The following is a 17,964-nucleotide window of genomic DNA, read 5'->3' on the forward strand; positions in this document are numbered from 1 at the left end:
AGCATGGGCCACTACAGGTCGAACCTTCGAGACATCGAGTTCACCCTCTTTGACGTGCTGGAACGGGACAAGTTGCTGGGGCGCGAGCCGTTCGGAGACTTCGACGTGGACACTGTGCGAAGCATCCTGGCCGAAGTGGATCGGATGAGCCGGGAGGAGCTGGCGGAGTCGTATGAAGACTCCGACCGCAATCCGCCGCATTACGATCCTCAGCAGCGGACGGTCACGGTTCCCGAGTCGTTCAAGAAGAGCTACCAGGCCTACATCGACTCCGAGGTATGGCGGTTCGCGCTGCCCGAAGGGCTGGGCGGAACCCCGCTGCCGCGCTCGGTCTACTGGGCCATCGCGGAGATGGTCACCGGGTCCAACGCGGCCGTGTGGATGTACGGCTGCGGTCCCGCGTTCGCCAGCGTGATCTGGCAGAACGGCACGGACGTACAGAAGCGCCTCGCCGAGATCATGATCGAACGGCGCTGGGCGGCCACGATGGTGCTGACCGAACCGGACGCCGGCTCCGATGTGGGTGCCGGCCGTGCCAAGGCGTACGCCCAGGACGACGGGACGTGGCACATCGAGGGCGTCAAGCGGTTCATCACCTCCGGCGAGCACGACCTGGCGGAGAACATCATCCACCTCGTCCTCGCCCGTCCGGTGGGCGTCGAGGGTGCGGGCGGGCCCGGGACCAAGGGGCTGTCGCTGTTCGTCGTGCCGAAGGTGCGATTCGATCCGCAGACGGGCGAACTCGGCGACCGGAACGGCGTCTACGCCACCAACGTCGAGAAGAAGATGGGCCTGAAAGTCTCGTCCACCTGTGAGCTCACCTTCGGCGAATCCGAGCCTGCGGTCGGGTACCTGCTGGGCGATGTGCATGACGGCATCGCGCAGATGTTCCAGGTCATCGAGTTCGCGCGGATGATGGTCGGCACCAAGGCGATCGCCACCCTGTCCACCGGCTACCTGAACGCGCTGGAATTCGCCAAGGAGCGCGTCCAAGGCGCCGACCTGACGCGCGCATCGGACAAGACGGCACCGCGGGTGACCATCACGCACCACCCGGATGTGCGCCGCTCGTTGCTGACGCAGAAGGCGTACGCCGAGGGATTGCGTGCGTTGGCGCTGTACACCGCCACCATGCAGGACAGGGTGATGGAGGCCGAGGCACGCGGGGAGACCGACGCCGTGGCCGAGCGGGTCAATGACCTGCTACTTCCGATTGTGAAGGGCTACGGGTCGGAACGCTCCTGGGTGCTGCTCGGCTCGGAATCCCTGCAGACCCTGGGCGGCTCCGGCTTCCTGCAGGACTACCCGTTGGAGCAGTACGTACGCGACGCCAAGATCGACACCTTGTACGAAGGCACCACGGCCATCCAGGGCCAGGACTTCTTCTTCCGCAAGATCGTCAGAGACAACGGTCAGGCGCTCGGCTGGATGTCGGAGCAGATCCAGAGCACGCTGGCGGCGGAGATCGGCGGCGATGAGCTCAAGGTCGAGCGGGAGGCGCTCGCTACCGCGACGGAAGACCTGCAGGGCATGCTGTCCGCGCTCATCGGTTTCTTGATGTCGGCGGACCCGTCCGCGGAGGGTGGCGACGCGCGCAACGTCTACAAGGTCGGGCAGAACACCACGCGGCTGTTGCTCGCGGCCGGGGACGTCGTCGTCGGCTGGCTGCTGCTGCGGCAGGCTGCTGTCGCGCTGGAGAAGTCGGCCTCCGCCGTGAAACCGGCGGATCGGGCGTTCTATGAGGGCAAGGTCGCTGCCGCCCGATTCTTCGCGCGCCAGGTTCTGCCCCGGCTCTCCGTGGAGCGGGCCATCGTGCAGAGCACGGACAACACCCTGATGGACATCGACGAGCAGGCGTTCTAGGGAACGGCCGCGGCCTGTCCGTTCTCGTCGAGGCGGGCCAGCAGGTGGGCGTCGAGGAAGCCGCGCTCAGAGGCCGGATCGTGGAGCAACCGCGCGAACGTGACGAGCCCGGCCTCGGCCAGCAGCTCGGCGAACCGATCCACCGGCCAGCTGTAGGCGGGCGCCACCTTGTGGTCGAACCAGACCGGTTCGGGGCTGTCGGTCGCGTAGAACGAGACCAACAGCAGGCCATCCGGCGCCAGGACACGCGCCTGCTCGGCAAGCAAAGCGGGCAGTTCCCCGGGAGGGGTGTGGATCGTCGAGTAGTGGGCCAGCACGCCGCCGAGCGCGCCGTCCTCCACCGGCAGGGCCTCCATCCGGGCCTCGTCGAACCGCAGATCCGGATGGGCCTGCCGGGCGTGGTCGACCATGGCCGGAGAGAGATCGAGCCCGAAGGCGTTCAGCCCCGAGTCGCGCAGGATGGCCGTCAGATGTCCGGGCCCGCACCCGACGTCGGCCGCCCGCAGGTTTCCCGTCTCACGCACGAGTTCGGCGAAGCTGCTGACCATGGCCAGCGTGAACGGGCGAGTCTCCAGCCGATCAGCGAACATCGACGCATACAGCTCGACGACCCCGTCGTAGGCCGCCTTGGTCTCGTCCTGGTGGTCCACCACGGGAGAGAAGCTAACACCCGGCCGCGGCCGCGGTGCGCGGCGAAACGCCGCGGGAACCTTGTGGGTTCGTGGGGCGTTGTTCGCGGGTAAGTGGTCACGTGCGGGTCGCGGCTCGGTCTCGTTGTCGCGGGCTGCACGTCGTCCCACGCCTGACATGTGGAAGCATCTGACACCGTGGTTCCGTCCTTCTTACGTCGTCGTCCGCCGGGGCCGGTCTGTCGCGCCGGGCATGCGGGCGGTCGCCCCGGAGCGGGACGTTGGCAGCTGTTCGTCGTGCTGATCACCATGCTTCTGGCCCCGGTCCTGCTGGCCGCTCCGGCCATCGCATCCGACCAGCCGGAGCAGCCGGCCGGGACCGATCAGCCCCGCGTGGTCTTCGCCGGGGTCGCCGGCTTGGCCTGGGAAGACGTCACCGCGGAGGACATGCCCACGCTGCATGGCCTGGCCGGTACGGACGCGGCGGCGTCGCTGACGGCCCGGACGATCCGATCGCGTACGTGTGCGGTCGACGGGTGGCTCACCGTGGGGGCCGGCCGTCGGGCCACCGACGTGGTCGACTCGGATGGCGACGGCAGCGCGGACCGGTACTGCCGTCCGGCACCGACGCCGTCCCGGGGCGAACAGGGCGGTGCGACGGTTCCAGGCTGGCAGCAGTACGTCGCCGAACAGGAGAACCACGCCTACGGCGCCGTCCCCGGACTTCTGGGTGAGCGGCTCAACGAGCATGGACTGTGCGGCACGGCCGTCGGGCCCGGCGCGGCGCTCGCGCTGGCGGACGAGTCGGGCCGGGTGGGCTCGTACTACCCGAACGCCGCCGAGGTGAACCGCGATCTGATGCACGACTGCCCGGTGACGGTGGTGGATCTCGGCGCCCTGCCCCCGCCCGCCGCTGCCGGCAGCGACGAATCGGCACGGCAGTCGGCACTCGAGGAACGCCGCCAGGTGGCCCGCGGCATCGACGAGTTGATCCACCAGATTCTGGACCGGCTACCCGCGAACACGGCGTTGATCATCGCCGGCGTCTCGGACAGTGGACCGACCGCGATCCCCCTGCACAACGACCCGACCCGGGTGGCCAGCTCGGCGCTGCGGGTGGCCGTCGCGCACGGGCCGACCGCGGACGGTGACGAGTACGGGCCGCGCTGGCTCACCTCCGGCTCCACCCAGTGGTCCGGAATCGTGCAGCTCACCGACGTCGCCTCCACGCTGCTGGACTATGCCGGGCTCGAGGAGCCGACGGAAGGGTCCGTCGGGCGGCCGTTCCAGACGGCCGGTCAGCACCCCGCCGCGGCGACCGATACCGTGGACAAACTGCTGAGCAACAACACGGCCGCGCAGATCTACCGGACGCAGTCGGGTCCGTTCTTTCAGTTGCTGGGGGTCGCTCAACTCGTCTTCTTCGGCCTCGCGCTGCTGTGGATCCGGCTGCGCCCGGCCGAACGTTCCCCCGTGTTGCGTCTCGTGCGCGCCGGGGCCATCACGGTGGCGTCCTTCCCGGTGGCGTCGTTCTTGGCCAATGCGTTCGACTGGGCGCGCTTCGACCGCCCGGCGATCGCCCTGTGGACGATCATCACGCTACTGACGGCGGTGGTGGCCGCGGTCGCGCTGGGCGGCCCCTGGCGGCGTCACGCCTATGGTCCGGCCGGGGTGGTAGGCGGGATCACCGCCGGGGTGATGGCGCTGGACGTGTCCACCGGGTCCCACCTGCAACAGCTCAGCCTGCTCGGGTTGTCTCCGGTGGTGGCAGGCCGGTTCTACGGGCTGGGCAACATCCCGTTCGCCATCTTCATCGTCGCGTGCCTCGTCGCGGCGGGTGCGCTTGCGCAATGGCTGATCGATCGGGGCACATCCCGGCGAGCCGCGGGTGCCACCACCGTCGCCATCGGATTGGCGGCGACCGTCGTCGTGGGCTCGCCGCAAGCCGGTGCCGATGTGGGCGGCATCCTGGCCGCCATCCCGGCGTTCACGGTGCTGGCTATCGGCGTCCTCGGCGTCCGGCTGACCGTCACCAAGGTGGTCGGCGCCGGTGTGGCGGCGCTGGGCGTGTTCCTCGCGGTCGCCTGGCTCGACTGGCAACGTCCGGCCGGCTCGCGGACCCATTTCGGAGCCTTCTTCGAGGACCTTGTCAGCGGCGAGGCATGGAGCGTGGTGTGGCGGAAGTTCGAAGCCTCGCTCGGGACGCTGGACCGGCTGCCGTACTACGCCTGGACCGTGCCGATCGCCTACGCGCTCATCCTGTGGCTGACCCTGCGTCCGCCGATCAGTGGACTGCGGGAGGCGCTCCGCAGCTGGCCGACCATGACCTATGTCGTGTGGTCGGCGCTGCTGGCCGGCGCCGCGGGCTTCGCCGCCAACGACTCGGGCATCATCATTCCGGCGCTGTTGCTCACGGTGGGGGTTCCGCTCGTCGTCTCGGCGATCGCCGCAGCGAGCCGTGCGGACGGCGAGACCGACCGTCCGGAGGAACTGGCCGGCGTCTCAGGTACCGCGACGTAGCTGTGCCGGCAGCGACGGCCGTACCCCGCGGGTGGTGAGCGCGCGCATCACCCCGGCGTACTGACGGCCGCGGTGCAGCTGGGCCTTCCAATCGGTGCCGGTCACCCGGTGATGCAGGTCCGCCTCGACCTCGAGCACCCGGTAGCCCTGGCGGAGCAGGTCGATGGTCATGCCGGTCTCGACCCCCCAGCCGGGCGCCAGCGGCAGCGCGGCGGTGAAGGCGGCGCGGGTCAGACAGCGTTGACCGGACAGCGGCTGGCGCGGCGTCCAACCGGTGGCGCGTTCGATCCCGGTGCGGGACAGATCCACCACAAGACCGCGGCCGCCGCCGGGGTTGCGTTGCGGCGGCAACACGGCGATGGTCAGATCTGCCGTGCCGGCCAGTACCGGATCGATCAGCGGCCGGACGCGAGCCGCCGACTCCTCGAGGTCGGCGTCGATGAACAGCAGCGCGCGCGGAGCGTTGCGGGACGGCTCCCGGGACTCGATCGCGCTGACCGCCATCGCGCCGGTCTCCATCGCCGCCGCTTTCCCGCGGTTCCGGGCATGACCGACGACGGTGGCGCCGGCGTCCGCGGCGACGGCAGCCGTGCGGTCCGTGGAGCCGTCGTCCACCACGATCACGATGTCCGCCGCCGGGATCTCCGCCGCGGCCCGTACCGTGGCCGCGATCCGATCCTGCTCGTCCTTGGCGGGAATGACAATGGCAACGTCGGAGGTGTCCGTCTCGCTCACCCGGCCACTCTATAGCGGGCCGTCCACGGGAACCGCCCCCACGATCGATCGTGTCGGTGGGATGGAGATTTCCCCGGCCCCGCCCGCGGCGAGGTCGTCGCGGGGCTCCTCCCACGCCGATGCCCGGCCAACCCTGGCCGGGGAAATCTCCATCCCACCTGGGCGGGTCGGCCGACGGTTGGCGGCTCCCCTGCTCCCCGCGCGACGTGTGTCCGGGTGGGCGGGTGGCACCTCGCTTAGAGTGCGAGTGATGGATGAGACGACGAGGGTGTGGGGTGCGGACTCGGAGGTCGGCCGGTTGCGCTCGGTGCTGTTGCACCGGCCCGGAGCCGAGTTGAAGAGGCTGACGCCGCGAAACAACGACGCGCTGCTCTTCGACGGGATTCCCTGGGTCGGCCGGGCACAGGATGAGCACGACGTCTTCGCGCAGACCTTGCGGGATCAGGGCGTGCGGGTGCTGTACCTGAGGGATCTGCTGGTAGAGACGTTGGCGTCGGAGGTGGCTCGGCGGGAGTGCATCGATGTGGTGCTGACCGATCCACGGTTGGGCGACACCCTGCGAGGTCGGCTGCGCGTGTATCTCGAAGGGTTGCATCCGGAAGATCTGGCGCACGTGCTGATCGCCGGACTCGCACACGAGGAGTTCACTTCCGGTCGTGGCCTCGGTTACGTGTTGATGGAACGTAGCGAATTCGTCATTGACCCGTTACCCAACCTCTTGTTTACCCGCGATTCGAGCGTGTGGGTCGGTGATCGGGTCGCGGTCAGCAGCCTGGCCATGCATGCGCGCCGGCGGGAAACCAGCCTGACCGAGGCGGTGTACGCACATCATCCCCGTTTCGCGGGTGTCGGGCGCATCTACTCACCGGATCTGGAACGTCTCGAAGGCGGCGACGTGCTTCTGCTCGCGCCGGGTGTCGTCGCGGTCGGCACCGGCGAGCGCACCACGCCGGCCGGCGTCGAGAGGCTGGCCAGGCACGTACTGGGAGCCGGTCTCGCGCATACCGTGCTGGCCGTGCCGGTGGCGCAGGATCGGGCGACGATGCATCTGGACACGGTGTGCACGATGGTCGATACGGGTGCGGTGGTGATGTACCCGAAGGTCGCCCATGAGCTGCGTGCGATCGGCTTGACGCTGGAGGATGACGAGCTGCTGGTGGGTGAGCCGGGCGCTTTCCTCGAGGTGGCGGCCGAAGCGATGGGTATCGACCGGCTGCGCACGATCGACACCGGGCTGGACCCGGTCACCGCGGAGCGGGAGCAGTGGGACGACGGCAACAACACCCTGGCCGTCGCCCCCCGGCTGGCCGTTGCGTACGAGCGGAACGTGGAAACCAACGCACGCCTGGAGGAAGCAGGGATCGAGGTGCTCAGAATCCCGGGCAGCGAACTTGGAACCGGACGTGGCGGACCGAGATGCATGTCATGTCCGCTCGAACGTGACTTCCTGGGCGACGAATGGAAAAAAAGTTGCTACGGCAAATGACGCATCACGCCCAGAGAATGTAATCTTGTGCAAGCCCCGGTCGCACATGTTCCCCCGTCATGTGTGACCGGGGTTTCTCTGTCGAGGCTCTTGTCAGGTCGGTGGTCACCGGATCGTGACTTGCCGATTCGCCAGCCCGGCGCGGGCGCGTCGCTGTGCCCCGTCGAGCGGCGTCGTGTCGGCCACCGCCTCGGCCAGTCGCTTCTCCATGGCGGCGACCGGTTCCTCCACCTCCGCGGCCTCGGTACCGTCCGGCAGGTCCCAGACGGGCACCAGCAAGCCGTGTGCGCGGAACGTGCCCAGCAGACGCGTCCCGGGTGCCAGCACGTCGTCGCCGCGCACATGCAGCCGGGAGAGCGCATCCAGCAGCGGTTCTTCGTCGTAGGGAAGCACCCAGCGCACCTGGTCGCGGTCGCCGAGCCGACACCAGTACGCGGCCTCCGCGCTGGACAGCCTGGCAGTGGGCACGACCGCCTCGTTGGCCGACTCCAGAAGCGAACTCTCCTGAGCCGTGGGCTCTGAGTCCGGGTCGGTCCAGAAGTCGAACCCTTCGTGGACGGTCACCTCGAACGGCGATTCCTCCGCCACCAGATCCTGCAGGCGCGGTGCATCCGCCGGCCGCGGACCGACCGTCACCGGAGCGCCCGGCTCGGCCTCAAGGGCCGTGCTGAGCGCGTGTCCGAGATCGGCGCTCGGGTCGCCGCTGGACGTGACGGTCTGCAGACCGAGCAGCACCTGCCCGTTCTCCCGCACCAACGCGGGGTAGGCACCGGGCAGGACGGTGGCGACGACGACGTCCCGGTCGGCGTGGGGGGCACGCAGCCGGATCGGCACCGTGGCGGCCGAGACGATCTCGCGGAGAGCCACCCAGTCGCACTCGCCGGGCAGGCCCTGAAACGGGCGGGTGACGTGGCGGCGTCCGGCTGCCTTCGCCTTCTTGCCGTGACAGACCTTGTATCGCTTGCCGGAACCACACGGGCAGGGCTCGCGCGGACCGACGACGGGAATCTCTACGCTTGCATTCACGAGTACAGAGACTAACTCGCGTTACCCGGCTCCCACGGCCCGACGACGGCTTGTACGGTCACCCGATCGTCGGCGGAACGGACGGACCAGTTGCGCGCGACGGCCTCGACGATGGCCAGACCGCGCCCTTCTGGTTCGGCGGACTCGGGCCGCTTGACGCGTGGCGTGTCCGCGCTGCCGCCGTCCGTCACGTCGATGAGCACGTGCCGATCACTCACCGTCCACCGCAGAATCACCCCGACCTCTGCCTCGCTGAGCTGGATCGGCTTGGCGTGCAGGATCGCGTTCGAGACGAGCTCGGTGACGACGAGCAGCACGTTGTCCAGCACGCTTTGCGGCACCCCAACGGAATGGAGATCCGCGGCCACCGCATGGCGGGCCTTGGGTACGCTGCTGACGACGTTTCCCAGCTCGAGGGCGCGTGCCTGGGTCGGTTCGGCCGAGCGGTAGGCGGTCGCGGTCTGAGGCACTGGTGCGCCTCCCTTCGAGCTGTCGATGTGCGCTGCCGTCCGTGTGCATTGGTGCCCGCTCAGCGGTCCGGTCAAACCTCAAGAGGCGCACTGTTCGAAGACAGTTGCATCTGTAGCACGGGTACAGCGCGTGCCATCTGATCTGAGAAGAATAGTGACAATGACCACTTTGTCGAGATTGCCGGAAGCAACCTTTCCGCATATTGAGACGGTCATCGACTTTTTGTACAAGAAAATAGTTGTCGGCGGCGACGGCTGCCAAAGGCTCTCAAAGTACCGGCTCACCTGCGGATCCAGGTTTCTCGCCGACCGGCATGGCGATGCCGTTTGTCCATCCGCGATGCCCTCATCGCCTACATATGTCCCGCAGACCTCACAGCATCCTTACGTAACCGGGGGGTTGGGCGCTAGGTTAAGCACCGGGGCGGAGAGGATGACGATGTGGACTCACTCCCGGACAGCGGGGAAACGGGAAACCACGGCACGCCATGTGGAGGATGCCGCGGCAGAGGGGTCGGAGCCGGGTGCGCCCGGCCTGGCGCCGGCGAGTCCTGCCGACGAGAACACGCGTGTCGACGGAGATCGCTTTGGTGGTGACGCGCCGCAGGTCGGCAACGGTATGGTTGCTTCCCATCCAGCCCACAGGGGTGCGGAACACCCGTGGTCGGACGGCACAGTCAATGGGGTTAGTCATGAGCAGTCCAATGGGCCGCTCGCGGCGGTACCGAATGCGGTGGAAACCGCTGCGGAATACGAGGCAGGTGAGTTGACGTCGCCACCCGAGCCCGAAGGGCCGGTGCCCGAGTCACAGCAAACCACTGATGCGCCGGCCCGACTTCACCCGGTGCCCAGCCATCCGCTGGGATTCGACTCGGTTGCGCTGCGGGCCACGATCACCCTGGCCGACGGCCGTCATGACCAGCTTGCCCAGCGGTTCTACGCCAACCTCTTCGCCAGTAATCCGGAGCTCCGCGACCTCTTTCCCGCCAGCATGGAGACGCAGCGCTCTCGACTGGTCTCGGCGTTGATCCGGATCGTCGGAAGTGCCGAGAACCGCGAGGACCTGGTCGCCTACCTGGAGGGACTCGGCCGGGACCACCGGAAGTTCGGCGTGATCACGGAGCACTACGCACCGCTGGGATCCGCCCTGGTCCTCGCCTTCCGGCAGGAGCTCGGCGAGCAATGGACCGAACGGCATGAGAAGGCCTGGATTCAGGCGTACGACACGATGGCGATGATCATGGCGGAGAGCGCCGAGCGAGACGCCGTCATCTCGCCGGCATGGTGGGATGCCGAGGTCGTCTTCCATCGTCGCCTGCTTGATGATCTGGCCATCATCCAGGCCAGGCCACACACGGATTATCCGTACCGTCCGGGTCAGTACGCCTATGTGATGTCGCCCCGGCGCCCGAAGATGTGGCGTGCTTACTCGATGGCTTCGGCGCCTCGGGACGACGGCCTGGTCGAGTTCCACGTGCGTGCCGTCGGTGCGGGCTGGGTCAGCAGTGCGCTGGTGTGGCGGACCGAGGCCGGAGATGTGCTGCGGCTCGGCGCACCACAGGGTTTCGACCTGGCCAATCCGCGGTCGGAGCGTGACCTGCTCTGTATCGCGGGCGGTGTTGGGATCGCTCCCATCCTCTCTGGCCTCCAGGAACTGGAGCAACGCCTGGATGGACGCCGGGTGCACGTGTTCTATGCCGGGCGTGACCGCGACAGCCTGTACGCGTTGCCGCATCTGGAGTCGATCGGCGTGCGCTACCGGCGCCTGACCGTGGTGCCGGTGGTGTCCCCGGACGGGCCGGAAGACCGCAGTCCGGATCTGATGGGCAACATCGTCTCGGCATACGGGGACTGGCGGGAGCATGACGTCTACCTCGCCGGGCCTACCCGCATGGTGCAGGCCGCCCTGGATCGGCTTCGAGAGCAGCAGATTCCCGAAGAGCAGATCGTCTGCGACGACTACGGCACCTGGTAAGCCGGACGCTCGACGGCCAGCTCCGTGGCCGCCGTTTGAGGTCGTTCTCGCGCCCTCTAGTCGTATCTAGTCTCACGCTTATACGGCGGTAGACACACGTAGCGGACGTCCAAGCCGCCTCTGGCGCCTAGGTGGTGGCGTGCTGACGCAGGTAGATGCCGAAGTGTGGGACGGTGAAGGCGATGGTTCCGCGCTCTGCGGAGTAGATCAGTCCCTTCTTGATCAGCGAGTCGCGTGCGGGGGACAACGAGGACGGTTTGCGGCCGAGCTGGACGGCGACGTCCGAGGTCGCGACCGTCCCGTCGACCTCTCCGGACAGGCTGGCCATCGCCTGCAAGTACTCCCGCTCGGCGGGCGTCGCGCGCTCATACCTGGAGCCGAAGAACCCGACCGCCAGCTCCGCCTCGGCGTCCGGGGCGGCGACCCGGACATCGTCCGCCGTGATCGGCACGGCCGGAGCATGGTCCCAGGTGACCTTGCCGTACGCCTGGACGAAATACGGGTAACCCTCGGTAGCGGTGTACAGCGCGTCGAGCGCCTCCTGCTCGTACTCCACGCCTTCCTCGGCGGCCGGCGCGACCAGTGCGAGGTCGGCGGCGTCCCGGTCGAGGCGGTCGATCCGCACATACCGGAACAGCCGCTCCGAGTACGACTTGGAGGCTGACAGCACGGCCGGCAGATGGGGCAGGCCGGCGCCCACCACCACCAGCGGCAATGCCTGCTGCGACAGCTCGTGGCACGCCGCGCAGAGCGCGGAGACATCCGTCGGCGGGATGTCCTGCATTTCGTCGACGAACACGGCGATGCCGACGCCGACATCCCGCGCGACCCCGGCCGCGTCGACGAGCAACTCGACCAGATCGACCTCGATGTCGCCGGTATCCGCACGGCCGGAGGCGGCGGCCACGTCGATCCCCGGATGCCAGCGATCGCGAAGCTTGGCGCCGTCAGCCGCGGACTTGAGGGCGAACGCCTTCAGGACGGAGAGAAACTGGTCGACCTGCTCGGGGTCACGGTGCCGGGGTGTGAGCTCCCGTACGGCCATGTGCAGAGCGCTGGCCAGAGGTCGACGGATCGACTGATCCGGCCGTGCCTCGATCTTGCCGGTTCCCCACAATCGCCGGATCGCCTGTGACCGCAGCGCATTCAGCAGAACCGTCTTGCCGACTCCGCGCAGGCCGGTCAGCACGAGCGACCGCTCCGGCCGGCCGCGTGCGATCCGTTCCAGGACCACATCGAACTGCTGCAGTTCGCGGTCGCGGCCCGCAAGTTCGGGTGGGCGTTGACCTGCGCCAGGCGCATAGGGGTTGCGTACCGGATCCATTGTCGGATGTTATCGGGCTTTCTAGTCCAGGCGCTAGACCGCTCTAGATTGGGGCATCGTCGTGCCGCTCGATATTTCTTCGCTTCTCTAGTCGCTGAGCTAGATGACGCTATACTCCCCCAGACTCCGCTCCTCGACTGCAGCAGTGGCGGCGCACAAGCGGCAGTGGGTGAGGTTGTTTGGGAGCGTTACCAGCACGTTTCGTAGACATCCTATGACTGGGATGGAACTGACGGAGGCTTCCGTGATTGAATCGGCCTGAACCCCTCGAAACGTCCGATGTTCTGGAGTGCCGAACGTCGAAGCGCTTCGACCGACGCCGATGTCAACGAAAGGACGTCACCTATGGCACGCCTCACGAGCGCGACCACGCGCGCGGGCCACCCATCCCGCCGGTATGCCGGTGTGACAGCCGTGGTCGCGGCCGCGGCCCTGGCGCTGGCTGCCTGCGGATCGGATGATGACGACGAAGGCCAGGCAGCAGCCGGTGATTCAGGGCCGGTGACGCTCGAGTTCTGGGGCTGGGTTCCTGATGTTGAGGCCGCGGTGGAGGAGTGGAACCAGGCGAACCCAGACATCCAGGTCAACTTCACAAGGATGACCGGCGACGACGGTGACAAGATCCCGTCCGCGGTCGACGCGGGCACCGGGCCGGACATCGCACAGATGAGTCAGCATCAGCTTCCGGACTATGTGATCAACGAGCGCGTGATCGACATCAGCGAATACGTCGCGGATGCCGAGGATCTGTTCACGGAGAGCTCGTGGGCGGCAGTCGAGTTCGCCGACGCCATCTACGGCCTTCCCCAGGACAGCGGTCCTGCGGCGATGATGTACCGCACCGACATCTTCGATGAACACGGCATCGAGGTGCCGGCCACATGGGACGAGTACGTCGAGGCCGGGCGGAAACTGCAGCAGGCCGATCCAGACGTGTACATCGGTCAGTTCTCTCCGAACGAGATGGGCCTGTGGTACCAGGACATGGTGCAGGCCGGCGGGAGCTGGTTCGGCATCGACGGTGATTCCTGGACGGTGTCGATCAACGACGAGGCCGGCCGGCAGGTCGCGGACAAATGGCAGACGCTGGTCGACGAAGAGCTGGTCAAGACCGTGCAGATGTGGACGCCCGAGTACTGGGCCGACATCAACAACGGCAACATCGCGACCATCACCTACGCCGCATGGTTCCCCGCCCTGCTGAAGGAGAACGCCGCTGACCTGACCGGGCAGTGGGCCGTGGCACCGGGGCCGGTCTTCGAAGGCTCGGACGCCGCAGGCGACACCGGAGGTGCCGTGACGGCGGTGATGGCGGGTGCCGAGCACCCTGAGGCCGCGTCCGCGTTCATCACGTGGTTGAACAGCTCCGAGGAGGGCGTCGACCACCTGGTCACCGGCGGCGGCATCTTCCCGGCGGCCAAGATCGGCCTGGAGAACGAGGAACTGGTACAGCCGGACGAGTACTTCGGCGGCCAGGAGATCCTCGAGGTCTACAAGGAGGCGGCGCTTCGGGTGCCCGGCGATAACCAGGAAGGTCCTGGATACCAACTGATCCAGAACGACCTGCTGGACGGTTTCGCGCAGGTGGCCAACGGCAGCACCACGTTCAGCGAGGTCCTCGACGAGGCCCAGGAGAACACCGTTCAGCGCCTGAGTGACCAAGGGCTCAGCGTCAAGTGAGTGCGGCCACCGCATCCACGGCAAGCCGTACCCGCCCCCGCCGCCGTCTGCGCGGCGGCGGCGGGGGCGGCGAACGGACCGCGCCGTACGTCTTCCTCGCGCCGTTCGTGCTGCTGTTCATCGGCTTCCTGGTCGTGCCGATCGGGCTGGCGATCTGGAACAGCCTGCACACCGTCCGGCGCAGTGGTCTGGGATTCGGCTCCGCGAGTGAGACCGTCTTCACCGGCCTGTCCAACTACACCGAGGCTTTGACCGATGCGGAGTTTCTCGCGGGCCTCGGCCGGGTCCTGCTCTACGGCGTCGTGCAGGTGCCCGTCATGCTCGCCCTGGCGCTCACGCTGGCCTTGCTGTTCGACTCCGCCGCCGTGCGGTTCAAGCGGTTCCTCCAGCTGAGCGTCTTCCTGCCGTACGCGGTACCGGCGGTCGTAGCCGCACTGCTCTGGGGCTTCCTCTACCAGCCGCAGGTGAGTCCCGTCGTCGACGTGCTGCGTTCGCTCGGGGCCGACCCGGACTTCCTTGCGCCCGGAACCGTGCTCTGGTCGATCGCCAACGTCACGGTCTGGTCGGTGACCGGCGTCAACATGATCATCATCTTCTCCGCATTGCAGACCGTGCCGCGGGACATCTACGAGGCTGCGCGGATCGACGGAGCCGGCGAGTTCCGCACCGCACTGCGGATCAAGATTCCGATGGTGGCGCCGGCGATCATCCTGACCGCGCTGTTCTCCGTCATCGGCACGCTCCAGCTGTTCAACGAGCCGATGGTGATGCGGTCGGTCACCTCCAACGTCTCCAGCGAGTACACGCCGAACATGATGATCTTCTCCACTACCACGCAGGGCGGGAACATCAACCTGGGTTCGGCGATGGCGATCTTGCTGGGCCTGGTGACCTTCGCGCTCTCGGTGGCGGTCTCCGTGGCGTCGAACCGTCGAGGAGGGAAGCGGTGACGGTGTCCGCAGTCGAACAGCAACGGGTTGCCTCCGCGCCGGTGCGCACCCGGCGTCGCGGTGGCGGGAGCAGCCACGGTGAGCGTCCGTCGAAACTCGGTGTCGCCGTCGTGTCGGTCTTCATGATCGGCGTTCTGGTCTACTTCATGCTGCCCGTCTACTGGCTGGTGGTGGCGTCCACCAAGACGGCGTCGGACCTGTTCTCCACGCCCGGGCTCTGGTTCTCCGAGATGAACCTCTGGGGGAACCTGTCCCGGCTGAGCACGTATGACGGCGGAATCTTCTGGCGGTGGATGTTCAACTCGTTCATCTACTCCGGCGTCGGCTCGGTCCTGATGACGTTCGTCAGCGTGATCAGCGGCTACGCGCTGGCGGTCTACCGCTTCCGCGGCCGTGCACTGGTGGTCGGCGCGGTGATGGGCAGCATGCTGGTGCCACAGACCGTGCTCGCTCAGCCGACGTACCAACTGCTGGTGGAGATCGGGCTGAACAACACGTACGCCGGGGTGCTCATCCCGAGCTTGGTGTACCCGTTCGGCGTGATGCTGGGGTTCATCTACGCCCGCTCGTCCATCCCGACCGAGATCCTGGAGGCGGCGAGGCTGGACGGCGCGAGTGAGTGGCGGATCTTCCTGTCGATCGGCAGCAGGCTGATGGGCACCGGCACGGTGACCATCCTGCTGTTCGCCTTCATCGGGAGTTGGAACAACTTCATGCTGCCGCTGCTGGTTCTCAACGACCAGAGCCTGATGCCGGTGACGGTAGGGCTGAACGGATGGAGCCAGGCCTCGATCACGGTGCCGGAGTTGCAGACCCTGACCGTGGTGGGCGCGCTCGTTTCGATCGTCCCCGTGGTGCTGGTCTTCCTGGGTCTGCAGCGCTATTGGCGCAGCGGGCTGGCCGCTGGGGGTGTGCGGTTCTGAGCGCTTCGCCGCACTCCGCTACCGCCGCCGTCACCGGTCCGACGACGGCCGGTGAATCGCCGTTCTGGTTCGACCGGCCGGCCGAGCATTGGCTGGAGGCGTTGCCGGTCGGAAACGGCCACATCGCAGCGATGTGTTTCGGCAGGCCGGGTGTCGACCGGCTGCAGATCAACGACCAGACTGCGTGGTCCGGGTCGCCGCGCAGCGAGGCGGCCGGTGGCCTGGTCTCCGCCGATGTGGCACGGCGGGAACTCGCCGCCGCCCGGGAAGCTCTCGATCGCGCCGACCACGGCGCGGCCGAGCGCCGGCTCAAGCGCCTCCAACAGCGCTACACGCAGGCCTACCTTCCGTTCGTCGACCTCGAGCTCGGGGTCCTGGCGGGCGGGCGGCAGGTCCGGACGGGCTCGGCCGGTGGGTATCGTCGCCGGCTGGATCTGGGGCAGGCGGTTGCCGTGCACCGATACACCGTCGACGGGTACACCCTGACCCACACCGTCTTCGCCAGCCGTCCGGCGGGTGTACTGGTGATCGACGTCGCGTCGGACCATCCCGACGAGATACAACTGGTGCCGGCGCTGACCACGCCGCTGCGCAGCTTGGGCGGCACAGAGCGTGCGGACGTCGCAGGACTGCTGGTGCAGCTGCCGTCGGACGTCGCTCCCACACATGAAGACGTCGAGGTCCCCGTCGCGTACTCGGATGAACCGGGCGCCGCCCTGCGCGGCGCGGCCGCGATGATCACCCGCGGACGTCCGGGCGGTGCCACCCTGTACCTCGCGACCGCGACGACATTCACCGCCATCGGTTCCCCGCCCGAGGGGGACGAGCACGACTGCTTCGAGCAGGCCGCCGCGCGCGTGCGGGCAGCAGCGGCCCGGGACCTCGGCGAGCTGCGCGCGGAGCACGTGGCCGCGCACCGCGCGCTGTATGACCGGGTGGTGCTGGAGCTCGGGCCGGCCGGCGCGAAGACGCCGACGCGCCGCCCGATCGAGCGCCGGCTGCAGGATCCGGATGCCTGGCGGAGCGAACCGGACCTGGTCGGCCTGCTGTTCCAGTACGGCCGGTACCTGCTCATCTCGTCGTCGCGGCCGGGCGGGCTACCGGCCAATCTGCAGGGAATCTGGAACGCGGCGATGCAACCGCCGTGGAGTTCCAACTACACCTTGAACATCAACACCGAGATGAATTACTGGCCGGCGGGGGTCACGGCGCTGGCTGAGTGCCACGAGCCGCTGATCGACCTGGTGGAGGCGCTCGCCGAGGCAGGGCGGGAGACGGCGCGCCGGCTGTACGGAGCCGGCGGGTGGGTCGCGCACCACAACTCGGATGCCTGGGCGTACACGTCACCGGTCGGGATGGGGCGCGGAGACCCGGCCTGGGCGCACTGGCCGATGGCCGGGCCCTGGTTGTGCCGGTCGCTGTGGGACGCCTACCAGTTCAGCGGAGAACCGGCGCTGTTGCGGCGGATCTGGCCGCTGCTGTGCGGTGCCGCGGAGTTCCTCGTCGACTGGCTGGTCGAGACCCCGGACGGTGCGCGGGCCACGTCGCCGTCGGTCTCACCGGAGAACCATTTCGTCGCTGAAGACGGCGAGCCGCGGGCGGTGGCGACGTCGTCGGCGATGGACATGGCGCTGTGCCGGGACCTGTTCGAGATCGTCTCCGCAGCCGCCGACACGCTGGGTGAGGACACGGATCTCGTGCACACGGTGCGTCGGCTGGCAGATCGATTGCCGGGGCCGGCCGTCGGCGCCCGCGGGGAGATCCTGGAGTGGGAGACCGAGCGCGTCGAGTACGAGCCCGCGCATCGGCACGTCTCGCACCTGTATGCGGCCTATCCCGGGACGGCCTCGCTCAGTGACGAGCAGCTGGCGGCGGTCGGACGTTCTCTCGACCTGCGCGGGGCGGACTCCACCGGCTGGTCCTTGGCGTGGAAACTCGCGCTCCGCGCTCGGCTGGGCCAGGGCTCGCATGTGTCCGAGCTGATCTCGTTGGCGTTCCGTCCGGTGCCGGCCGTCCCGGGCGCCGCCCGCGGACAGTTCGCGGGCGGGCTGTATCCGAACCTGTTCTCCGCGCACCCGCCGTTCCAGATCGACGGCAACCTCGGTTTCACCGGCGCGCTCGCCGAATGTCTCGTGCAGAGCCATACCGGTCGCATCGTGCTGCTGCCGGCACTGCCGCCGGAGCTCGCCGAGGGCCGGGTCAGCGGCCTGCGGACCCGGCAAGCGGTCCGGGTCGACCTGGAATGGTCCGGTGGGCGGCTGCGCCGGGCCGGTCTGCGTGCGCCGGCCGAGACCGAGGTGGAGCTGGTCTACGGCGATGCATGCACCCGGCTGACGCTGCCGGCGGGCACGGTCGTGGAGTACGTTCCGTGATCGTGTCCGCC

13 protein-coding genes are annotated in these 17,964 nt (G+C 68.1%); 8 read left to right on the plus strand and 5 right to left on the minus strand.

Annotated features, from left to right (window positions below; translation table 11 throughout):
* The first annotated feature begins 3 nt into the window (after positions 1-3).
* Positions 4-1,863, plus strand: coding sequence for an acyl-CoA dehydrogenase (locus G1H10_RS01320; RefSeq protein ID WP_163731522.1), 1,860 nt, complete (start codon positions 4-6; stop codon positions 1,861-1,863).
* Here the strand turns inward: G1H10_RS01320 and G1H10_RS01325 are convergent.
* Positions 1,860-2,516, minus strand: coding sequence for a class I SAM-dependent methyltransferase (locus tag G1H10_RS01325; RefSeq protein WP_163731525.1), 657 nt, complete (start codon positions 2,514-2,516; stop codon positions 1,860-1,862). The two genes, G1H10_RS01320 and G1H10_RS01325, sit on opposite strands and share 4 nt — an antisense overlap.
* Before the next feature lie 174 nt (positions 2,517-2,690).
* On the opposite strand from G1H10_RS01325, the gene G1H10_RS01330 reads away from it, so the two are divergent.
* Complete coding sequence (locus G1H10_RS01330; protein WP_163731527.1) at positions 2,691-5,012, plus strand: cytochrome d ubiquinol oxidase subunit II; 2,322 nt, start codon at positions 2,691-2,693, stop codon at positions 5,010-5,012.
* Here G1H10_RS01330 and G1H10_RS01335 read toward each other — a convergent pair.
* Positions 4,995-5,747, minus strand: a complete 753-nt coding sequence (locus G1H10_RS01335; RefSeq protein WP_216852770.1) for a glycosyltransferase family 2 protein — start codon at positions 5,745-5,747, stop codon at positions 4,995-4,997. The two genes, G1H10_RS01330 and G1H10_RS01335, sit on opposite strands and share 18 nt — an antisense overlap.
* A 250-nt stretch (positions 5,748-5,997) precedes the next feature.
* On the opposite strand from G1H10_RS01335, the gene G1H10_RS01340 reads away from it, so the two are divergent.
* Positions 5,998-7,233 (plus strand): arginine deiminase, encoded by a 1,236-nt coding sequence (locus G1H10_RS01340; RefSeq protein WP_163731529.1) that lies wholly within the window; start codon positions 5,998-6,000, stop codon positions 7,231-7,233.
* Between the two features lie 105 nt (positions 7,234-7,338).
* On the opposite strand, the gene G1H10_RS01345 is transcribed toward G1H10_RS01340, so the two are convergent.
* Together G1H10_RS01345 and G1H10_RS01350 are read right to left on the minus strand one after the other, a co-directional pair.
* Positions 7,339-8,259 (minus strand): DUF5926 family protein, encoded by a 921-nt coding sequence (locus tag G1H10_RS01345; protein ID WP_163731531.1) that lies wholly within the window; start codon positions 8,257-8,259, stop codon positions 7,339-7,341.
* 11 nt (positions 8,260-8,270) lie between these two features.
* Positions 8,271-8,729, minus strand: a complete 459-nt coding sequence (locus G1H10_RS01350; protein ID WP_163731534.1) for an ATP-binding protein — start codon at positions 8,727-8,729, stop codon at positions 8,271-8,273.
* A gap of 844 nt (positions 8,730-9,573) precedes the next feature.
* Here G1H10_RS01350 and G1H10_RS01355 point away from each other — a divergent pair.
* The gene (locus G1H10_RS01355; protein ID WP_163731537.1) at positions 9,574-10,704 is read left to right on the plus strand and encodes a globin domain-containing protein; all 1,131 of its coding nucleotides are present in this window, start codon (positions 9,574-9,576) and stop codon (positions 10,702-10,704) included.
* Positions 10,705-10,831: 127 nt separating this feature from the next.
* On the opposite strand, the gene G1H10_RS01360 is transcribed toward G1H10_RS01355, so the two are convergent.
* Complete coding sequence (locus G1H10_RS01360) at positions 10,832-12,028, minus strand: ATP-binding protein (RefSeq protein WP_163731540.1); 1,197 nt, start codon at positions 12,026-12,028, stop codon at positions 10,832-10,834.
* Between the two features lie 345 nt (positions 12,029-12,373).
* On the opposite strand from G1H10_RS01360, the gene G1H10_RS01365 reads away from it, so the two are divergent.
* From G1H10_RS01365 to G1H10_RS01380, 4 genes are read left to right on the plus strand one after another with little or no spacing between them, the layout of a single operon-like run.
* On the plus strand, positions 12,374-13,708 hold the full coding sequence (locus G1H10_RS01365; protein ID WP_163731543.1) for an ABC transporter substrate-binding protein: 1,335 nt from the start codon (positions 12,374-12,376) through the stop codon (positions 13,706-13,708).
* The gene (locus tag G1H10_RS01370; RefSeq protein WP_163731546.1) at positions 13,705-14,658 is read left to right on the plus strand and encodes a carbohydrate ABC transporter permease; all 954 of its coding nucleotides are present in this window, start codon (positions 13,705-13,707) and stop codon (positions 14,656-14,658) included. The genes G1H10_RS01365 and G1H10_RS01370 overlap by 4 nt, the downstream gene beginning before the upstream one ends.
* Positions 14,655-15,581, plus strand: coding sequence for a carbohydrate ABC transporter permease (locus G1H10_RS34355; protein WP_216852771.1), 927 nt, complete (start codon positions 14,655-14,657; stop codon positions 15,579-15,581). The genes G1H10_RS01370 and G1H10_RS34355 overlap by 4 nt, the downstream gene beginning before the upstream one ends.
* Positions 15,542-17,953 carry a glycosyl hydrolase family 95 catalytic domain-containing protein gene (locus tag G1H10_RS01380; RefSeq protein ID WP_163731549.1) on the plus strand — a complete coding sequence of 804 codons (2,412 nt, stop codon included), beginning with the start codon at positions 15,542-15,544 and terminating at the stop codon, positions 17,951-17,953. Before G1H10_RS34355 ends, G1H10_RS01380 begins: the two co-directional genes overlap by 40 nt.
* Positions 17,954-17,964 lie beyond the last annotated feature (11 nt).

This window comes from Phytoactinopolyspora halotolerans, assembly GCF_010550675.1.
Taxonomy (GTDB): domain Bacteria; phylum Actinomycetota; class Actinomycetes; order Jiangellales; family Jiangellaceae; genus Phytoactinopolyspora; species Phytoactinopolyspora halotolerans.

What these genes read in the sequence shown, in the direction of transcription:
- G1H10_RS01320 (WP_163731522.1), top strand. Translation starts at nt 4, where the DNA reads ATGGGCCACTACAGGTCGAACCTTCGAGACATCGAGTTCACCCTCTTT.
- G1H10_RS01340 (WP_163731529.1), top strand. Translation starts at nt 5,998, where the DNA reads ATGGATGAGACGACGAGGGTGTGGGGTGCGGACTCGGAGGTCGGCCGG.
- G1H10_RS01360 (WP_163731540.1), bottom strand. Translation starts at nt 12,028, where the DNA reads ATGGATCCGGTACGCAACCCCTATGCGCCTGGCGCAGGTCAACGCCCA.
- G1H10_RS01365 (WP_163731543.1), top strand. Translation starts at nt 12,374, where the DNA reads ATGGCACGCCTCACGAGCGCGACCACGCGCGCGGGCCACCCATCCCGC.